We start from the raw sequence: 19,729 nt of genomic DNA on the forward strand, positions 1-19,729 counted from the left end.
TATTAAATTTTGTAAATTATTTTAGTTATTCAGTGATGGGAGATCGCCGACGAGGAAGAATGATTAACCAAAAACAACCAACAATCAACAACCAACCATCAACCAATGACTTTGACATTTTGATTCTTTCTAATGGCCCTGGCGAAATAACTACATGGGTAAGACCTGTAGTCAAAGCATTACGGCAAAAATTAGGCTGGGAGAGATTTTCCGAAGCAAAGGATATAGGAACACACTTGCGAATTTCGGTTGTTCTCTCGCCTTGTCCTCACGCCAGTGGTAAAGAAGCTGATATCGCTCGTTCTTATCCAGAAGTAGACAGAGTGCAGGCTGCTGAACATTTTTGGCAATTTTTGCTTTGGGGAAAAACTTATGAAAATTGGGACTGGCGAAGTAAAGGTGTAGTAATTTTTCTCGGCGGTGATCAATTTTTTCCTGTAGTGATTGCTAAAAGGCTGGGTTATCGCAGCGTTATTTATGCAGAGTGGGAAGCGCGCTGGCATAATCTGATTGATCGTTTCGCAGTCATGAAACCAGAAGTTGCTGCCAAAGTCGCGCCTAAATATGCCCACAAATTTACAGTTGTCGGGGATTTAATGGCAGAAACCCAGTTATATGGGGAGGTGGGGAGGTTGGGTGATGGGGAGACACTATCACCCCATCACCCAAACATTGAACTAATTGGTTTACTCCCTGGTTCCAAGCCAGCAAAATTATCCCAGGGAGTCCCTTTGACTTTGGCGATCGCAGAATATGTTCAAGCCAAAAGACCACAAACAAAGTTTTTCATTCCTGTAGCGCCAACTTTAGAATTACAAACATTAGCCAGTTTTGCCGATCCTGAGAAAAATCCTTATACACAAACTTTCGGCGGAATTTCAGCCCAATTAATTAATTCTGAACCTCCGATACTGAAAACCCACAATGGTTTAACTGTGGAATTAATCACTCATCATCCAGCCTACGATAAATTTTCCCAGTGCCATATTTGCTTAACTACAGTAGGCGCAAATACAGCCGAACTCGGTTCTTTGGCTGTACCAATGATTGTCTTACTACCAACTCAACAACTAGATGCTATGAAATCATGGGATGGTTTACCGGGAATTTTGGCAAATTTACCAGGAGTAGGTTCAAGTTTTGCTAAGTTAATTAACTGGTTATTTTTACAGCGTAAAGGCTTATTAGCATGGCCTAATATCTGGGCAAAATCAGAAGTTGTTCCAGAATTAGTAGGAAAACTTCAACCTGAAGAAGTTGGGGAAATTGTTCTTGATTATTTAAATCACCCAGAAAAATTGGACAAAATGCGAGCAAAATTGCAAAGCATTAGAGGAGAAACAGGTGCAGCCGATAAATTAGCAAAATTGGTGTATGAAGAAATAAAAGGCTAGGTGATTAAAATTTTTGGATTTGATTCTCATACCCCGACTTCTTAGAGAAGTCAGGGATCTCGCCTCTCACGAATGATTGAAGATTGCTATAGAAAAACAATTATATTTAAGTGACTACTTCAAAAGTCGTAAATTAAAAGGATAGCGGTAAGATTGACCATTGTATGCTCTAACTCCTGCAATAATCGCCATGATTAACTGAAAAAGCATCACAGCCATAACAACAAATACTGGTAAAATTTGCAAAGGTATAAATAAATACAAAAAACTCAGTGAATTATCTTCTGATAAAAGACCTAATATGAAAGGTATTAGTACTATTAACAAAACTAAAATCAAGCAAAATGATAATAAATAAATTATCAGTGAAATCTGAAAATTAACAGATTCTTTTCCTTGTTCATCAATAAATGGGTGCTTCTCTTTTTGAGTCAGCCAAATAATTAGGGGAATTAAAACCGAGCCAAATGGGATAATAAACCCTCCTAGTGCAGAAAGATGACAAGCCATTCCCCAAGCACGAGTTGTTTCATCAAGCGGGTTATGCATCTTTAATAATTGCCTTTTGATGCTAAAGAGTTGATGCAAATAGAGTTAATCAATAAAGATCATCTACATATATTTTTCAGTTAGTGATTGGTAGTAATTGTAATTTTTGTAATATATATTAATATTCATGGTGTTTATTTCTATTTTCACCTTTTAAACACCAAGACACAAAGACACGGAGATTTTTAGTTCTCCGTGTCGCATTATTTATTTATCTATTTTTTACTCAGAAGGATTACCGTCTCGCCGTCCCAGTTCGTAGACACCACAACCAATACAGGCGAGTATCCCCATACTAATTGCCCAACTGCGACCTAAACTTAATTCCACGCCCCAATTACACAAAGCGCCAATGACAAGAAAAGGAATTATGCTGAACACTGAAGCGTAAAAGGCGTTCTGTGATTCTCTTGCCTGACGAGTTTTCTCAAATTCTGATTTACTAGTGTAGAGCGATCGCTCAGCAAAATTAAACCAGCGATTAAGTTGTTCAATAATCCATTCACTGACTGGTGAAAAACCTAAATATAGCGCCAAAGACCACAAACTTGCGCCAGCGATAGCTACTGTATCTAAGTCAAAACTAAAAGGCAATATGTCAGTCAGCATGGTGTGAGAGTCCAGCGAATATCAAGTTTAGCTTCTATTTAACCTTATTTAACCTCTGAAGAAATTTTAATTTTAAACAAGGGATAAGGGATTGGGGAGAGGGAATATAAGGGAGATGGGGAGGTGGGGGAGACAAGGGAGAAATATTACTTTTTTGTCCTCCTTATCCCCCGTGTCCCGATCCCCGACCACCAATTACAAATCAGGCGGTAAAATGACGTTATCAATGGCATGAATCACGCCATTGCTGCCTTTTATATCCGGTTGGATTACTTTAGCATCGTTAACCATCACATCTTGAGGGCTATTAACCTTGACGCTAATAGGTCCACCTTCAACGCTTTTGACTTCGCCAGACTTCAAATCATTGGATAATACCTGACCAGGTACTACATGGTAGGTCAAAATCTTCACCAATACTTCTTTATTCTCTGGCCTCAACAATTCTTGTACGGCATCTTGGGGTAATTTGGCAAAAGCAGCATCAGTGGGCGCAAAAACTGTGAATGGTCCCTGACCTTGGAGAATATCTACTAATCCCGCTGCTTTTAAAGCTTTGGTTAAAACTGTAAATTGTTTATTTGATTCTGCCAATGCTATTAAAGTTTTGTCTCCAGTACCAGCTTCTGGTGGTGGAGGTGGAGTTGTTTGGGTTCCTGGTTGTGAAGGTGTTGTTTCAGGAGTGGTAGGTACAACTGGGGTCTCCGGACTAGGTACACTGCGGCGACGGTTATATGGAGGTTCGTTGAAAATACTCGGACTAGGATTGAGAACCCCGCTTCCACTATTTGTTTGTGCTATCGTTTTTTTTGAATTTAGGGCATTACCCTTTGTTTGTTGTACTGACTTATCAAGTGTGTAGTTAGGGTTTGCTAAAATACCCTGACTACGATTATAGGGCGATTCTTGAAAAATACTCGGACTGGGATTTAATACCTGGTTTGCCCCTACAGGCAAACCTATCAGAAGACTGATGCCCGTTACTCCCACCACACCAGACAATTTGGTCAGCAAATTGCTATAATTTAGGTTCATAAATTTTGTTTGGCTTTAATTTCTACAGATTACATAAAGACTTATAACATTTCGCTATACAAAAAATCTAACCACAGAAATAGGATTTTTTATCATTAAGTGGATGTGTGATTAGAGATGAATATTTTTCATTTACCGTGACTGAATAATTATCAAATTTTTTTCCAACAAAAATTGGGATTTATCATGGGTGATATAAAAATATCCAAGTGACTATTGACAATCAACCAATGACTAATGACACCAAAGTTTTGGGAGAGAATCAATAAAATTAATTTTTGTAAAGCTACAATTGTAAAATAAAACAATTCACCAATTGCAGGATTGGAAAAATGCTGGAATTGTACCAATTTGAACTATCTCAATACTCAGAAAAAGTTCGTCTGATTCTCGATTACAAGGGTCTACAATATCGTAAAATTGAAGTCACACCTGGAATTGGACAGGTAGAACTTTTTCGGTTAACTGGTCAAACAGAAGTACCAGTACTGAAGGATGGTTATAAGTATATTGTTGATTCTACGGAAATAGCTAAGTATTTAGACTTGCATTATCCTGAGCGCCCACTTATACCGCAAGATGGCAAACAACGGGGTTTATGCTTAATGATGGAAGAATGGGCTGATGAATCCATTGGTATCAAAGGACGCAAAGCCCTGTTTTCTGCCATCAGTCAAGATCAAAGTTTCCGAAAAGCTTTGTTACCAACTTCTGTCCCAGATGTTTTCAAAACTTTTGTTGGAGAAGTACCTAACGATTTGCTCAAAGTTTTAGGTTTTGGAGTAGGTTACACTCCAGAGGTAGTCAAAAAAGCCATTACCGACTTGCAGCAAGATTTAGAAGCTTTATGTCTGCTATTGGCAGATAGTCCCTATTTGTTGGGAGATCAACCTACTCTTGCTGACTTAGCAGTTGCAGGTTTATCGATTTTATTAAAGTTTCCCGATGGTCCTTATTTGGATTTACCAGTATCTTTACGAGGCAAAGGAGCACCTGGTTTGGCAGATAATCCTGCCTATGAACCATTTTTTGCGTGGCGTGATCGCCTTTACGCCGAATTTCGTAAACCACTAGTAGATTTTAAAGCAAGTACAGGCGCAACTGCACCAACTTCGATTGAAATTGAATAGTTATTCAATAGTCAATGGTCAATTTTTATTGGTCATTGGTTTTTAACCACTAACAACCAACAAACAACAAATAACTACCAACCATCAATAATTTCAACATAAAATAAGGCACGTAAGTATGTAATTAATGCGATGACTTTAGGACAGCCATTAGGTTCAGTTACTCAAGGTTCCCTAACAGGCGGATTAGAAGTACGATTGCACCCCGATATTCTGGTAGAAGATATGCGAGTCGGTAAATTTTTAGTGGTGCAAGGGGTGCGATCGCGTTTTTTTTGTATGCTTACAGATGTGGCATTGGGAACCGCAAACCAAAGAATTATAGCCAATCCTCCTAGTTGGGAGGATACTTTTTTACGGGAAATTCTCGCTGGCAGTGGTACTTACGGTACTATTACTCTTGCACCAATGTTGATGTTTACTCCACCTTTGGAAGGTGGGGAGATGGGGGAATTGGGAGATGGGGAGAATGGCAGAGATTCAAAATCTCAAAATTTAAGTTCATTGGCATCATTTCAACCCCAAACAAGCACAACAATGGAGTTGATGCCAGTCAAAACTATTCCTAGCCATTTTAGCCAAGTTTATGATGCTTCGGTAGAAGATTTTCGCCGTGTATTTGGTTGGGAAGATGATCCCCAAAGAAAAAATTTCTCTATCGGTAAACCACTGGATATGGATGTACCGGTTTGCTTAGATTTAAACCGTTTTGTGGAACGTAGCAATGGTGTCTTTGGCAAATCAGGAACTGGTAAATCCTTTTTAACACGCCTACTTTTGGCTGGGACAATTCGCAAAAATGCCGCAGTAAATTTAATATTTGATATGCATTCTGAGTATGGCTGGGAAGCTGTTTCAGAAGGGAAACAATTTAGCACTGTTAAAGGTTTAAAGCAATTATTTCCTAATAAAGTAGAGGTATATACTCTCGATCCTGAATCTACAAAGCGGCGTGGTGTTCCTCACGCCCAAGAACTTTACCTCAGTTACGATCAAATTGAAGTAGAAGATATTAAATTATGCTCTCGCGATTTAGGGCTTTCAGACGCCAGCATAGACAATGCTAATATTCTGTTTGCAGAGTTTGGTAAGTCTTGGATTCTGCAATTGTTGAGTATGACTAATGAAGAAATCAAGCTGCTGTGCGAAGAGAAGCGGGGACACCAAGGTTCAATTACCGCATTACAGCGTAAACTGTTTCGCTTAGAAAATTTAAAATACATGCGCGCAGCTTGTCCCCATAACTATGTTAATCAAGTTTTGCGATCGCTTGAAGCAGGTAAGAACGTTGTTATTGAGTTTGGTTCGCAATCGGATATGCTTTCGTACATGTTGGTGACAAACATGATTACTCGCCGCATTCACCAACATTATGTCAGCAAAGCCGAAAAGTTTTTACAAACCAAAAATCCCAACGATAAACCAACGCAGTTAATGATTACTATCGAAGAAGCGCATCGCTTCTTAGATCCTGCGATCGTCCAAAGTACTATTTTTGGGACAATCGCTCGGGAAATGCGAAAATATTTTGTCACGCTGTTGGTAGTAGACCAGCGCCCATCTGGAATTGATAATGAAGTCATGTCTCAAATTGGGACTCGCGTCACTGCTTTGTTGAATGATGAAAAAGACATCGACGCGATTTTTACAGGGGTAGCTGGTGCTGGTGCTTTGAAGTCGGTATTGGCAAAGTTAGATTCTAAGCAACAAGCTTTAATTTTAGGTCATGCTGTACCTATGCCTGTTGTGGTGCGTACTCGTCCTTACGATTCTGTTTTCTATCAGGAAATTGGCGATGTTGCTTGGGAAGAGAAATCAGATGAGGAGGTTTTTGCGGCTGCGGAATTGGCGAAGGCGGATTTGGGGTTTTGAGACAAATATGATGTTTAATAAATCGAATACCGATGCACACGGATGAACACGGATGGTTGTAGATGGTTTTTTCGTTGGTGGAGGATATGTGATTGCTATTTTTCTACTCTTTACCACTAAATACTAACTACTAACTACTAACCACTAACTATTAACTATTAACTAATCAAAGTCTGCTGGTAGATTTGGATTGCGGTAATGTTGAAATAGTTTGGTGATTTGTGCTGGTGTTACACGCCCAATAGAGAGTTCTGGAATTTCACTTTCCGGGAAAAATCCGACTGCTTCTGTTTCAATACTGGGTGTGGGAGAACCACCTAAAAGTTCGCACAGAAAAAATAGTTTGTAAATATAGTGGGGATAGGGTGGGTGTCCTTGTCTGTCTCTGTCATATACTGCTAGGAGTTTGACTGCGCGGGTAAGATATCCTGATTCTTCAAAAATTTCTTTGACGACTACTTCACTGGGTGAAAAACCAATATCGGCCCAGCCACCAGGTAAAGTCCAACAACCATCAACTCTTTCTTTCACTAGTAAAATACAATCGTCGCGAAATACTGCACCACGCACATCAACTTTGGGAGTAGCATATCCAACATCTCGGTCAAATAGATCCAAGATATAACTAAGTTCAGCTTTGGTGTGAGTTGCCAAAATTTCGGCTGCGATCGCTTGTATTGATTGAAAGCGTTCTATATCATACGGATTTTCGGAAAAAGTCAGCCCAGTTTGAGCGATCGCTTGTAATTTCTGCGCCCATTCTAACCATTTGGGTTGCATATTTTTTTGAGGATAGGGGGTTGGGGAATTAGAGATAGGGAGTGTGGGAAGTGTGGGGAGTGGGGGGAGATTGGGAAAAAGATTCCTTCCTTGTCCTCTTTGTCTCCCGTTTTCTCTTTGTCTCCCGTTTTCTCTTTGTCTTCCTTGTCTTCCCTGTCCCCTACTCACTAATTACGCTTCATCCAAAGCAGCAATTCCAGGTAATACCTTACCTTCCAGTAACTCCAAGCTAGCGCCGCCACCGGTGGAAATGTGGCTCATTTGGTCAGCTAAACCGACTTTTTCGACGGCTGCTACAGAGTCACCACCACCGATGATAGTGGTAGCACCATTTTTGCTGAGGTCAGCCAAAGTCCGGGCGATCGCTTCTGTACCAACGGCGAATTTATCAAACTCAAACACACCCATCGGTCCATTCCAAACGACTGTCTTACAGTCAGCCAAAGCCTCTTGGAACAATTTTACAGAATCGGGGCCAATATCCAAACCCATCCAACCATCGGGGATGTTCTCAATACTAACGGTTTGAGAATTAGCATCAGCAGCAAAGTTATCAGCTACTACTACATCTGTAGGTAACAAAAAGGTGACGCCTTTTTCTTTGGCTTTAGCTTCCAAAGACTTAGCTAACTCTAGCTTGTCTTCTTCTACCAAAGACTTACCTACACTCAAACCACGGGCTTTGTAGAAAGTGAAAATCATCCCACCACCGATGATCAGTTTGTCGCATTTTTCCAGCAGTGTTTCAATGACACCAATTTTACTGGAAACTTTGGAACCACCGATAATTGCAGCTAAAGGACGCTGGGGACTTTCAATCGCCCTTTGGAGGTACTGTAATTCTTTTTCCACCAAATATCCAGCCACACAAGGACTCAGGAATTGAGTTACGCCTTCAGTGGAAGCATGGGCGCGGTGGGCTGTACCAAAAGCGTCGTTAACATATAAATCAGCGTTAGCTGCTAATTTCTTGGCAAATTCGGGATCATTTTTTTCTTCTTCTTTGTAAAAACGAACGTTTTCTAACAACAGTACTTGCCCGTTTTGTAAAGCCTCGACTTTGGCAGCAACTTCATCACCGATACAGTCATCAGTTTTAACAACTTCTTGCCCCAATAACTCAGAAAGACGTTTAGCAACCGGAGTCAGACGCAATTTTTCATCTACACCCTTGGGACGCCCGAAATGGCTTGCTAGAATCACCTTAGCTCCCTTCTGCACCAAATCCTGGATAGTTGGTAGGGCAGCGCGGATGCGAGTATCATCTGTGATGTTACCAGCATCATCCACAGGTACGTTAAAATCAACCCGTACAAACGCACGTTTTCCAGACAAGTCAGTTGCAGATAAATTTGCTAAAGTTTTCTTTGACACGTCACAAACCTCCTGATTGCCTTTTTGTTATGTTTTACATTTAGTAGACCCTTTCTGTGATTGTACAGGAGTACGTGGTGCAAAGAATTGTTAAGTGATTAGTTTCTTATCAATTATCTGCGGTGACAATACCAAAACGTATGGAGAAATAGTCATTTCCATGCTCTACCAAAAGCAGGAAGCAGAAAATAAACTCTATCAAGCAACTGGTGAATGCAATGTTTAAAAAAGTTCTGTTTCCAATTGATCAAAGTCGGGAAACTCAGGAAGCATTTGATGTAGTGATTGATGTTGTCCAAAAGTATGGCAGCCGCTTGGTGCTTTTGAGTGTGGTGGAAGAACCAAACACAGATGCGCCAAAGGAGGATGTTGTCATGTCCTCACCTGAGACTGTTGCCAAACTACTAGAAACTGCTAAAACCGCGTTTTCCCAGCAAGGAATTCAAACTGAAACAATTGAAAGACAGGGCAAACCCGCGTTTGTAATTTGTGATGTGGCTGATGAAATAGAAGCAAATTTAATTGTCATGGGATGTCGGGGACTCGGATTAACTGACGAAGGCGCTCATGATAGCGTTACCAATCGTGTGATTAATCTGTCTCCTTGCCCAGTGTTGATTGTTCCGTAATTGGGTGTAGGGGAGAAGGAAAGAAGGACACGGGAGAAATTTTTCTCCCCATCACCCCATCTCCCCATCTCCCCACCACCCCACCACCCCACCACCCCTTAATCAACCGTGACCCGGAAGCGAATCAAACCAGTCTGTCCACCGGGAATGTTAGCTGGTCCAACAACCACTGCACCTTGATTGTTGCTACCACCACAAATATCGGCAAAGTCCTGTAATGGTGCTAAAGGTGATAGAAATTGTCCTTGATTGTTAATTCCATCCACGGAAAGGCTATTAGAGACATAGCTTGTACCTGTTGGAATCAGATCACACAAGCGAGTATTTTGCAGTTGCTGAGTGCCATCAGCCAGAAAATAAACTGTGTACTCAACTTGATCACCACTGTTCAAAGGTGGTTGGAGATTAATTTGACCAACAGGCGATCGCCCAGCTTGCTGTAATCTGTCGTCATCATTACTATTGGGGTCATTGATAAAAGTGTTGAAGCTGATACCATTGATCGGCTGACCGTTTCTCAAAGCATTAGTAATGCGCTTAACTATCCGCAGATTGGTTTCTCCAGACGATCCAGCCTGACCGGGACGGAAACCAAAATCAATACTGAGATTTTCTGAGTTGGGGTCAGTGATATTAGCCGTTAAAGTCGTGTTGGTTGTAGCTGTGAAGTCACTTGGTTGTGTCACCTCTACAGTATAGTTACCTGGTTGTAAACCAGTAAATAAATAATTACCGTTGTTATCAGTACGAGTTGTGCCAACAACCTCTCCAGTATTATTGCGGAGAGTTAAAGTCACATTAGCTATTCCCGTTTCACCAGTATCAGGAGTGCCGTTGTTATTTCTATCTATGAAAACAAAATCACCAATTGCACCACCAGGCGGTCGGCGTAAGCCAAAATCGACGTTATCTAAGGATTGACCAGAAGTGAGATTGACGTCGATTTGCCTATTCCCGGTAGTCACTTCTGGCAAGTTAAAGGGAGGGTTGACAGTAACTCTATAAGAACCTGCTGGTAAATCGCTGAAGGAATAATTCCCGTTATTATTGGTGGTTGTCGTCTGGGTGATATCATCAGGAGTACCGAACTGTCCATCAGGGCCAGGCTGAGTGAGGGTGACGATGACATTGTCAACTCCTGGTTCGCCTGGGTCTTGTTGACCGTTACCATTGCGATCATTAAAGACAGTATCACCTATAGAACCTCTTGCCGAAGGCGCACAGATAGTTATATCAGCAACACCAATAGTTTCATCTTGTTGAGGTTGTTGGTTTTCGGCGTACGGCAAAGGTCCACTCTCGTAGACAATGCGAATTTGGGTGACAGGTTGAGCAAATGTCGCAAAAACATTACCTAAATTCCGATCATTAGGTGAATTTCCTGGTCCCACACGCGGATCGGCTCCCCGCGCCACATTACTGCTAACTATTTGGTTAACAGAACCAGGTCCGATATTGGTAAGGGTAACGGGTACATTTTGACCTTGATTGAATGCAGTGACAGTGATTTGATCCTGAAATGGAGGCTCATTTGGTCGATCGCGGTCCACATCCAAGAAGGTAAGAGGAACAGGCAAAGTCACTGGTCGGGCAAAAGTGATAGTGAGCGTTGAAGTGCCTTGCCGATAGTTTACGGTTGAACTTTGTTGTGAAGCATCTATTCCCCAGCGCAAATAGGGACTATTAATACCACCGTAAGGTCCAGGAGCAACTCCATAGGGAACCGCACCCAGGTTTCCCGGAGAGTTCTCCGGTGATTGATCTCGGATAAATCCTACTGGGTTTTCCGTCATCTGAAAATTAGTACTGACGCCCCCAATGTCGAAAGTTTGATTAAAATTTGCCGTTTGGAAATTAGTCGTTCCCCAGTTGAGAGTTGCTTGTGTTGTACCAGCTGGACAACTTGTTTGTTGTGCTACAACTTTTTGACTGGAAATAATTCCTTGTAGGGGAATTTGGGGAATAGCCAATAGCACTGCTAACAGCGTACTCCCACAAGGATGAAAATTTAAATGTTTAAATAGAGCTTTCATTTGTTAGTTCCTAAATATTTGATTTGAAGGCGTTGCATAAAATGGAGATGAATGATGAACCGCCATAGACGCCAAGAGCGCCAAGAATTAAGTTTTTCAAATAAAAGAGAAAATAAGATCATCCCGCTTTCTCTACAACGCCCATTTGAAAATAGGGGTTAGTTAGTGGTTAATTGTTAGTTGTTGGTGGTTAGTTGTTTGTGGTTATTCGCCACTCCTCACACTCCACCCTACGGGAAGCCGCGCAAAGCGCGTCTACACACTCCCCACACTCCTCACCTGGGAGACTCAATTTGCAGGTCTTGTTCTTGTGGTTCCACGATCAGTTCGATACCTCGCACGTCTTTGTAGATGATTTCTGTACGGCGATCGCGTGCATAATCTACGCGGGTGTTACCTTGTGTTTTCCGTTGGGTTTCACCAAAAGAACGAATGGTCATCCGTTCTGGACTAATACCCTTACGCAGTAGGTAATTTCTCACAGCTAAAGCCCGACGTCTACCCAGTGCCAAGTTATATGCGTTGCTGGCGCGGGGGTCGGTGTGACCTTGTAATTCAACCACGATGAAAGGATATTTTTGCAATACTGCTGCTACTCGATCCAAGACAGCAGCACTTTCTGAACTAATAAAGGACTTATCTAAGGCAAAGTGGACATTATTTGGTGCGAGTATGCGGATGGGTTCTGGTGGTGGCGGTGGTGGCGGTGGTGCTGGTGGTTCTGGTGGTGGTGGCGGTACTGGTCGAGAAGTACACTGTGGAGGCTGGTTTGGTGGAGAAGTTGGCTTCAGATTCGGTTTTGTGCCAGCAGTGCCAATAATTGCCGCCAGCGCTGGTTCCGATGTCCCATATTGCGGATCGGTAGCGATCGCACTCACCACATCTCCGGTTTGCAAGTTCTCGACTGTGGTGCTAAACTTACCATCTTCATCTACAGGTACAGTTACCAATGGTTCACTTAATGCCCCGTAACCCCTTTGATAATCGCCTAAACGGTAAATTGTAACCTGGGAACCGCGATCGGCTTTTCCCTGCAAAGTGACGCTGTTTCCTGTAGGCGGAAACGCCCTTTGTTTAAATTCCGGCGCATTAATCGCCCCATTCCCAGTTTCCAGGCGACGGTTAGGAGAATCCCGGCGCGGATTAGGGCCATCTCCCACCTGAAAGTCACTCACATCGAGATTTTGCTGGGTATTCAGGTCAATACTCAAACCTTCTAACGCTGCAAATTTATTGTTTTGGATGATATTCTTGACCCCTGGTTTTCTTTGCCCAACATCATTCTTGGGAAAAGCTGACACTACTACCCCCGGCCCAGCTTGATAGTCAATTTCATTACCAACTACCTGGTGATTACTACCCATCAAGTAAACTGCTGCCCGGCGTAATCTTCTACCGTTATAGGTGATTTTGTTATTCTGAATTGCTACGTTACCTTGGGGTTTAAATAAATACACTCCCGCCCCGTCATTACCACAAATCAAGTTACCTATAATTTGAGACTGGTTGACCAAACCTTCAAATCTCAAAGCATCAGGCATTCCAGCAATACCGTTAGCAACGAGGATATTTTCTTGTACTACCGTATTTTCACCACGTACAGATGTAATAATTGTACTACCATCATGGTAATAAATCCGGTTTCGCCGGATTGTTGCTCCTTGGGAGTTAAACACGTAAACCCCGAACGCCGAAGTTTGTTCTGGCATTTGTTCACTAGCTGTTAATCCCAGCCAGTTGTTCTCAATCACAACATTCTTGGGTGGCACGTCAGAGACGCGGAAGGGAAAATCATCGTTGGGCGGTTGCTGACGGCTGGTATCGGGAGGTGGGAAACGGTGAGCAATGACAATGTCCCCCGGTGGTGTAGTCAGAGTTACCGGTTTCGGATCAGTGTCAAAAGCCAAATTTCCCAAAATCTGTTTGATCGGTTTGCTCGTAAAACCATAAATATTTAAGCCGCGAATGGTCACACCATCAGCAACCACAGTCAACCCGCGCAAAATCTCTTGATTTGGTGCGGGAGTGATTGTCACTACTGGTATCGGAATGGCAATTTCCGCTGTTGCTGAACCTTTTGGATCGTATCCCGGTTGAGTTGAACCATCGATAACTAATCCGGGGGTGGCTAAATCTGGTAATTGTGTTTGTAACTGGATCGTAGTTGCACCAGCAGGTAAATTAAACTCAATCCGAGAAGCACCTGTGGTTGGTGTCACCTGGGCTTTTTCGGCATTACTAAGTTTTGCTGTGGGTAAAGTACCACTGACGATCGCGATCGCTTCGCGCAGAGTCACAGCATTGTCAGGGGTAGGGTTCCCATCTTGATTACTATTTACCACCACCCGCAATGTAGGAGAGGGAGTGGGAATTTGAGCAAAGGCAATTTCTGGAGGTAAAAAGTAAACGGTAAAAGGTAAAAGATAAATTATTCCTTTTGCCTTCTTTGTTTTAAATTTCAATTTGGACATTAATCACTCCTATGACACCACGTTTGAAAACAATGAATGATGAATGATGAAAAATGACAAAATTTCATCCTTCATCCTTCTGCCTTCTGCCTTCTGCCTTCTGCCTTCTGCCTTTCTTTCAAACGCTGAATCAATTTAGTCTGGGATGTCTCTTTGGCAGGTTTTGTTTGCGCTGTTGAGATTTCCGACTCTTGTTGTTGCTTGGGTACTGGTTCTTGTAAACCAAAGCCACCCAAAAGTTCGTTCAACTTCAAGCTGATATTGATATAGAAACCACCTTCGGAACGATAACCAGTAAAGTCGCGGTCATCTACACTGCCAAAGCTGTAACCTAGACCCAAACGTAAATCAGGAGTGACGTAATATCCGGTTTCGACAGCAACACCGAATTCATCATAGTCAGTGCCGCTATTGGAGTTTTGTCCAATCCATCGTCCCTCAACGGCTAAATCACTGCGATAACCTAAGCGGTAAGCTGCCCGCAACTGTGCCAGGTTGACACTGCCGTCATATCTGTCATTGTCGTAGTAGGTGACGCCATTGCGAAAAGCGTATTTACCGTAGAACTCCCAGCGCCAATTGGGGGCGTAGATACCCTCTGCGGAAAACACATGACCTGTGGCTGTACTACCTGTAAGTTGGGTTTCGGGAATCGAAGCAGAGTTTTGCCGCCACTCGTATTTCAGCAACCCGTTGAATTTATCGTTGGTGGGGTCGCGGTATGCTAAACCGATTTTAAGATTAGCTGTGTCTCCCAGTTCTTGGAATCTGATACCGCCGGTGTCGATGCTGTTGACGACGGTGGGAAGGTAGACGTTAGCTTCGCCTGCTTGTTGGAAGCGGACTAAGGCTGTCAAAGCTGGAGAGATTTTTCCGGCGGCGGCGGCGGAAATGACTAGGTTATTGCTTTGATCTCCATCACGATATTCAAATTGGGCGCGGGCTTTGAAATCAGGATTATCAGTGTATTCAAACCCCAGGCTGTAAACGGAACCAGAAAACAGTCCCAAACTCGCAGCTGTTTGCCCGACTGCGTAATATTGCGGGTATCTATCTCCTGCTGCTGTAGCATTGAATATGTTCTTGAATACGTATTGATAACCCAGATTGACTTTGAATCCTGGTGCTACTTTCCAACCGTGATTTACACCCAGAGCGCCTTGTCCCTGCAAGCCACCAAAGCCAGAAAGTACAGAATAGCGACCCAGCAGAGAAGTATCATCTGATAATTTTTGATCGACAATCGTGTCTAAGGTGGTGAGGGAGTTCCCTGGTAGTAATTCACTGTCATCATAAAATTGGTGTGCCAGTCGGAATGTCACTCCTTCAGCTGCTTTCCAGTCCAAACCTAAAGTAGTCCGGTTGGGATACAAGGGATCAGAATCACCCAAGTTCAGTTCATTTTGAGCTTGAAAAGTCAAGGTATCTGTTAATGGAAACTTCAAACGAGATACAATCTGACTCGCGTCACCATCTAAGTCATCACCAATACGGTCATTGCGAGAACGATTGACGTATTCCAAGCTGAGATCACTATTACCCAGCTTTTGCAGAATTCCCGCCCGGAAGGTTCGCAGTTCGTTACTGACTCGTTCCCCAGGACGGTTTTGTGGTTGTGGGTCGAATAAGTCAAAGAAGTTAGTAATGGAAGTTGGTGCAGTGCCGTAGTTCTCTTCCACGTCGTAAGCGACTCTCAAGCTAGTCAGGTCACTCAATCTGGTTAATAAAGACGCTCCGTAGCGGGTTTGTCCTGGTGTAAAGCTGAAGGTGGCGTTGTTGGAGAAATTTGGCTCGACGGCGCGATAGTAAGCTTGAGCGAAAAGATTTTCTGTGATGTTGCCAAAAGCTTCCAAGCGGTAAGCATTACCACTTGCTTGTTCACCAGTGATCAGGTTGTTGTTGGAGTGGGCAAATTCCCCGACTATCTTCCCTGCATTTCCTAAAGAGATTAAGAAGTCTCCACCGAACAGTTCAAAATCTTGGTCGCCTTGGTCTTCCCGGAGGTAACTAATAGCACCGAAAGTTTTGTTTGTGAAATCGTTGGAGAAGTTATATTGCAGTCTTCCACCCACAAGGCTGGAGTCTTCGCCGCCTTCATTTTGGTAAGTAACGACTATGCGCCTAACTAAAGTTGAACCAAAGGGGTTGAGTTCTGTGGCAAAGACCGGACGATTAAACCGCAGTGTACCACGGTCATAGTCAATCTCGTAGTCTGCACCACGCACCATTTGTTTGCGTTCTACTACTGTCCCAGGACGGTTAATTTCTTCGGCTTCGACATAAACAATTTCACTGCCAGGAACTAACAGGCGTTTGGAAAGGAAGTAGTAGCCACTGGTACCGTCAGGAACGATGGTATCCCGTTGGAAGCCTTCAATATTGTTGGCATACAAGCCTGTGATTTGCAGGTTGCCCAGGTTGTAGTTGGCTTTGAAACCGTGGAGTTGGCGGGAGGTAGCTGTATACAGTTGGGAGGCGCGAGCAAATTCCTTGGTAGTGTAGTCGCCCCACATGAAGTAATCTGGTTCTGCTCCCACAATCGAGGGAGTACGTTCTAAACGAGCGTAGAAACTGTCAATGGAAGGGGTGGTGGGGGTAGCGGTGGAACTATCACCGTAAACGGGATAGGGTTGTTCACAGAACTGCACACCACCAAATAGGCGATTGTTGCCTTCACAGTCTTGATTGATGGCGCGATCGCTATTGAATGCTCCTGTAAATAACCAATCTCCGATTTTTCCTGTGGCAAAGGCTGCACCATAAAAATCTACCGTCGTGCCTTTGTCTATCTCGTCAGGATCAAGAAACTCTTGTAGACTTCCCCAGTAATTCGTCCCTCCTGGGCCAATCCGCAAGTTCAGTACCCCTGTCACCAAGGAAGGGCGGAGATGGGTGGAGAATTCAACTTGAGTGTAGGCTTCTAGTGGTGCTGTTGTGATTTTCTCTATCCAGGAATTATCTGTTTGTTGGGGGAAGGTGGGATTTTTGATGTCACCCAGTTGTGTTGGAACATTGAGTGATTGTTTTTGAATCTTGTCGATCGCAGCCCGGATGCGGACTTGTTGGGGTTTGATGTCTGATTGCAAGGTGGCGGTGAATTCCCCATCAATGACACGCACCTGAAAGCCGCCTTGGTCTTTGTCTTGGTCTGCGCCAATGAATTTCCCGGCGCTGGTGGTTAAGGTCGCGATCGCATCTTTACGAATGACTTCACCTTTTTCATCAATAATTCTTCCTTGTAGTTTTATTGTGGAACGTCCATCAGCTTGTACACGTGGATCGCCTACAGGTGTAATTTCCAGCGTGACTTTTGATTGTCCTGGAGTTGCTGGAGTGGGAGTATTGATTGATGAATTATCCGTAGAAGTGGGTTGTTGTTGGAGTGGCGAGTTGGGATTCTGTTGAAATTCAGTTGTCGGATCTTGTTGAAATACCGAGTTAGGATCACCAGAAGATGGGGAATTCTGGGAGATCAACAAAGGGGAAAACGTGGTGACGCGGTCAATAAAAGACACTTCTAAAGGTGCGGAGATTTCTTTCCCCGCCTCAGAGGCTCCTCCTGTCTCCCTTGTCTGGTTTGTCTGTTTGTCTCCCTGTCTTCCATCTAACACACTGGCAAAAACTGCGTTGGGAGAAACAAATATTAAGTAAAGACCAAAAAGGTAAAAGAAAAAATTTTGATTTTGGTAAAGCTTTTTTATTTTTTTCATCGTTTCCCCCCTGAGAACGCAGGCGTAACCCCAAAATTGACTCGTGCTAAGCCACTGGGTGCTAATTTGACCAAGCGAGACTGGCTGTTACTTTCGATAAAGTATTTATTGGGTGCCAGCGCATAACCTGGTAGGCTGGTCAAGTCTAGGGTTGCTGTCCGATAACCAGCAACGACATTGGCTAAGGAGAATAAACCATTGGCGTCGGTAACGATGCGGTTACCATCATCCATGTAAATCACCGCATTCGGTACACCTGGTTCGTTCGGTTGTTGTTCACCATCAAAATTTTTATCGACAAATACACGTCCAATTAAAGTGCCACAGTCAGACACAATACCTGGTCGAATTCGTAAGACATAGCTGGCTTGATTACTGGTAAGATTACCTGCTCTGGCTTGGGCTGTGTTTCTGCCATCACCACGAATTGCATCTGGCGTCACCTCAACAGCATAGTTAACTATCAAACTTTGATTGGGTTGCAGTCCTTCATTGGAGGAGATGGTTACTGTGCGACTAGAAGCAGTGGTTGCACTCAAAGATACAGGTCTATCTCCTATGGAACCTTTGAGTGACTTGGAAATAAAGCGCACTCCCAAGGGTAGCCTGTCTGTAATTGCTATCTGGTTAGTTGGGGAGTTACCAGTATTACGAATAGTGAGAGTGTATATTACTGTGTCACCTGGTTCTGCGGCTGCTCTATCTGCTGTTTTGATGATTTCCAATGCTGCTTGACTAGCACTGAAAGTCACTTCATTGGAGTTCACAACTCTGCCGCTATTAGGAAGATTATCCGCACTCCCACGGGCAGTATTTGTGATCACGCTTGTTTGAGAAATAGCTGGTAAGATACCGTAAGTAAAAATGCTGAAAATGTAAAATGGACAAAGGAGGCTCCAATGCCTCAACCATGAAATTTTAGAAGTCATTGGAAGGCATTAATTAATAACAGCAGTTTTTCCAAGATTTAAGGTTTTTGATAAAAAAAACCTGTGATTCTAGTGATTTTCAAATAATCTCAACTAAATTTATTAAACAATGCAGGTATAACACCCTTGTGGGATGATGAGAGTGAAAATCACAAATATTCTCAAGCTGAAGAAGCTTGCTCATGGCTAGTAGTCTGCCCACAGCTACAAAGTCCGAGTCTAAACATTCTCCGCTTCACAACTTCGGCCTAGACTCGTCAATTTTGGCTTGGTTGAGTACTAGAATTTCTTCTGTTGTATTTTTGCCCCACAAATCCTGCGAGTAGGGCAAAAATACAACAGACTGAATTTTTATTTGATTATGAAGCAATTGCAATTTCACCGCCCTTGAGTAAGATTATTTTTTCGTGATGGGAGTCTAACTATCCCAGATTTGGGACTGTAAATGACGTAGATGTTTTCATGACATGACAGACACTGCCTGCAAACTTGTATTGTCATGAGATAGCACCACTGATAACCTTACTCTGCTTAAAGAACACAGAAAATCACCACCATCGTTGCGGCAAATATATTTCAACAACGAAGGGAAGACAACCGTTAGCTCTATGCGATGAAGCACAGAGCTATTTCATATTCGTCTTTACAGCACTGAACTCTTGCAAAGTCACAACTAGGGAAAACATTGCTTTGAATAACTTGTAAGTGGGGAGAACATGAATTAGATGATTGAGGAATTCCGCTATCAACCTAATTGATGTTCACACAAAATAATAAATCGCTAACTCGGTTCTGAAGCTAATACGTTTCTGATGCAGAATCTAAGAAACCACAGCCCCATGTACCAAGTCGAATCTCGTTTTTGAGATAACACTTCAGTAATATTACCCATAAATTAACTATAAGCAATCAGGATTATAGAAATTTATTCAGTATTTTTTATTATCTTTACAAAAGGAGTCTTATACGTATCCGAATATTCCCTGAATAAATATAATAACAGTCAAATAAAATACTGATGTTTTCTATGAGCTTGATATGAAATACAGACTATAAATATCTGCTAAAAACTTGATATATGTTCATTTATGCAAAAATACAAAATTGGTACTATAGCTTTTTAAATATAAAAGTAATCAAATTAGTAGTGTATTAGTTTACAATTATTATATTGAGCAAGAAAATATATATTACCTGCTTTTTCTTTTAATTAA

Annotated in this window: 13 protein-coding genes; 4 read left to right on the forward strand and 9 right to left on the reverse strand. The window is 42.6% G+C overall.

The features are described from left to right. Positions 1-59: 59 nt before the first annotated feature. Positions 60-1,394: a glycosyltransferase family protein gene (locus tag UYK_RS0115150; RefSeq protein WP_016871696.1), complete on the forward strand. Its 1,335-nt coding sequence runs from the start codon at positions 60-62 to the stop codon at positions 1,392-1,394. Positions 1,395-1,508: 114 nt separating this feature from the next. On the opposite strand, the gene UYK_RS0115155 is transcribed toward UYK_RS0115150, so the two are convergent. The 3 genes from UYK_RS0115155 to UYK_RS0115165 all read right to left on the reverse strand — a co-directional run bounded on the left by UYK_RS0115155 (position 1,509) and on the right by UYK_RS0115165 (position 3,587). After that, positions 1,509-1,982 (reverse strand): DUF4870 domain-containing protein, encoded by a 474-nt coding sequence (locus UYK_RS0115155; protein WP_235182337.1) that lies wholly within the window; start codon positions 1,980-1,982, stop codon positions 1,509-1,511. 183 nt (positions 1,983-2,165) lie between these two features. Beyond that, positions 2,166-2,552 carry a hypothetical protein gene (locus UYK_RS0115160; RefSeq protein ID WP_009454667.1) on the reverse strand — a complete coding sequence of 129 codons (387 nt, stop codon included), beginning with the start codon at positions 2,550-2,552 and terminating at the stop codon, positions 2,166-2,168. Positions 2,553-2,747: 195 nt separating this feature from the next. Further along, a complete protein-coding gene (locus tag UYK_RS0115165) occupies positions 2,748-3,587 on the reverse strand; it encodes a fasciclin domain-containing protein (RefSeq protein ID WP_016871698.1) in 840 nt (279 codons plus the stop codon). A gap of 332 nt (positions 3,588-3,919) precedes the next feature. On the opposite strand from UYK_RS0115165, the gene UYK_RS0115175 reads away from it, so the two are divergent. Next, positions 3,920-4,717, forward strand: a complete 798-nt coding sequence (locus UYK_RS0115175) for a glutathione S-transferase family protein (RefSeq protein ID WP_009454669.1) — start codon at positions 3,920-3,922, stop codon at positions 4,715-4,717. Positions 4,718-4,849: 132 nt separating this feature from the next. Beyond that, positions 4,850-6,589, forward strand: coding sequence for a helicase HerA domain-containing protein (locus UYK_RS0115180; protein ID WP_009454671.1), 1,740 nt, complete (start codon positions 4,850-4,852; stop codon positions 6,587-6,589). 162 nt (positions 6,590-6,751) lie between these two features. Here the strand turns inward: UYK_RS0115180 and UYK_RS0115185 are convergent, their stop codons facing one another. Both UYK_RS0115185 and UYK_RS0115190 read right to left on the reverse strand, forming a co-directional pair. After that, entirely contained in the window at positions 6,752-7,369 is a 618-nt protein-coding gene (locus UYK_RS0115185; RefSeq protein WP_016871700.1) for an NUDIX hydrolase, read from the reverse strand. Positions 7,370-7,540: 171 nt separating this feature from the next. Then, positions 7,541-8,743 (reverse strand): phosphoglycerate kinase, encoded by a 1,203-nt coding sequence (locus tag UYK_RS0115190; RefSeq protein ID WP_009454679.1) that lies wholly within the window; start codon positions 8,741-8,743, stop codon positions 7,541-7,543. A 218-nt stretch (positions 8,744-8,961) separates the two neighbouring features. Here UYK_RS0115190 and UYK_RS0115200 point away from each other — a divergent pair, with 218 nt between their 5' ends. Next, positions 8,962-9,372 carry a universal stress protein gene (locus UYK_RS0115200; RefSeq protein WP_009454681.1) on the forward strand — a complete coding sequence of 137 codons (411 nt, stop codon included), beginning with the start codon at positions 8,962-8,964 and terminating at the stop codon, positions 9,370-9,372. Positions 9,373-9,470: 98 nt separating this feature from the next. Here UYK_RS0115200 and UYK_RS0115205 read toward each other — a convergent pair whose 3' ends face one another. The 4 genes from UYK_RS0115205 to UYK_RS0115220 all read right to left on the reverse strand — a co-directional run bounded on the left by UYK_RS0115205 (position 9,471) and on the right by UYK_RS0115220 (position 18,515). Beyond that, positions 9,471-11,405, reverse strand: a complete 1,935-nt coding sequence (locus UYK_RS0115205; protein WP_009454683.1) for an SdrD B-like domain-containing protein — start codon at positions 11,403-11,405, stop codon at positions 9,471-9,473. A 275-nt stretch (positions 11,406-11,680) separates the two neighbouring features. After that, positions 11,681-13,876, reverse strand: coding sequence for an OmpA family protein (locus UYK_RS0115210; protein ID WP_016871702.1), 2,196 nt, complete (start codon positions 13,874-13,876; stop codon positions 11,681-11,683). Between the two features lie 71 nt (positions 13,877-13,947). Next, positions 13,948-17,586 carry a hypothetical protein gene (locus UYK_RS0115215; protein WP_016871703.1) on the reverse strand — a complete coding sequence of 1,213 codons (3,639 nt, stop codon included), beginning with the start codon at positions 17,584-17,586 and terminating at the stop codon, positions 13,948-13,950. Beyond that, positions 17,583-18,515 (reverse strand): DUF7507 domain-containing protein, encoded by a 933-nt coding sequence (locus UYK_RS0115220; RefSeq protein ID WP_009454696.1) that lies wholly within the window; start codon positions 18,513-18,515, stop codon positions 17,583-17,585. Before UYK_RS0115220 ends, UYK_RS0115215 begins: the two co-directional genes overlap by 4 nt. Positions 18,516-19,729 lie beyond the last annotated feature (1,214 nt).

The sequence above is a fragment of the Fischerella thermalis PCC 7521 genome, assembly GCF_000317225.1.
GTDB lineage: Bacteria > Cyanobacteriota > Cyanobacteriia > Cyanobacteriales > Nostocaceae > Fischerella > Fischerella thermalis.

What these genes read in the sequence shown, in the direction of transcription:
- UYK_RS0115205 (WP_009454683.1), bottom strand. Translation starts at nt 11,405, where the DNA reads ATGAAAGCTCTATTTAAACATTTAAATTTTCATCCTTGTGGGAGTACG.
- UYK_RS0115200 (WP_009454681.1), top strand. Translation starts at nt 8,962, where the DNA reads ATGTTTAAAAAAGTTCTGTTTCCAATTGATCAAAGTCGGGAAACTCAG.
- UYK_RS0115185 (WP_016871700.1), bottom strand. Translation starts at nt 7,369, where the DNA reads ATGCAACCCAAATGGTTAGAATGGGCGCAGAAATTACAAGCGATCGCT.
- UYK_RS0115150 (WP_016871696.1), top strand. Translation starts at nt 60, where the DNA reads ATGATTAACCAAAAACAACCAACAATCAACAACCAACCATCAACCAAT.
- UYK_RS0115180 (WP_009454671.1), top strand. Translation starts at nt 4,850, where the DNA reads ATGACTTTAGGACAGCCATTAGGTTCAGTTACTCAAGGTTCCCTAACA.
- UYK_RS0115220 (WP_009454696.1), bottom strand. Translation starts at nt 18,515, where the DNA reads ATGACTTCTAAAATTTCATGGTTGAGGCATTGGAGCCTCCTTTGTCCA.
- UYK_RS0115215 (WP_016871703.1), bottom strand. Translation starts at nt 17,586, where the DNA reads ATGAAAAAAATAAAAAAGCTTTACCAAAATCAAAATTTTTTCTTTTAC.
- UYK_RS0115210 (WP_016871702.1), bottom strand. Translation starts at nt 13,876, where the DNA reads ATGTCCAAATTGAAATTTAAAACAAAGAAGGCAAAAGGAATAATTTAT.
- UYK_RS0115160 (WP_009454667.1), bottom strand. Translation starts at nt 2,552, where the DNA reads ATGCTGACTGACATATTGCCTTTTAGTTTTGACTTAGATACAGTAGCT.
- UYK_RS0115175 (WP_009454669.1), top strand. Translation starts at nt 3,920, where the DNA reads ATGCTGGAATTGTACCAATTTGAACTATCTCAATACTCAGAAAAAGTT.
- UYK_RS0115165 (WP_016871698.1), bottom strand. Translation starts at nt 3,587, where the DNA reads ATGAACCTAAATTATAGCAATTTGCTGACCAAATTGTCTGGTGTGGTG.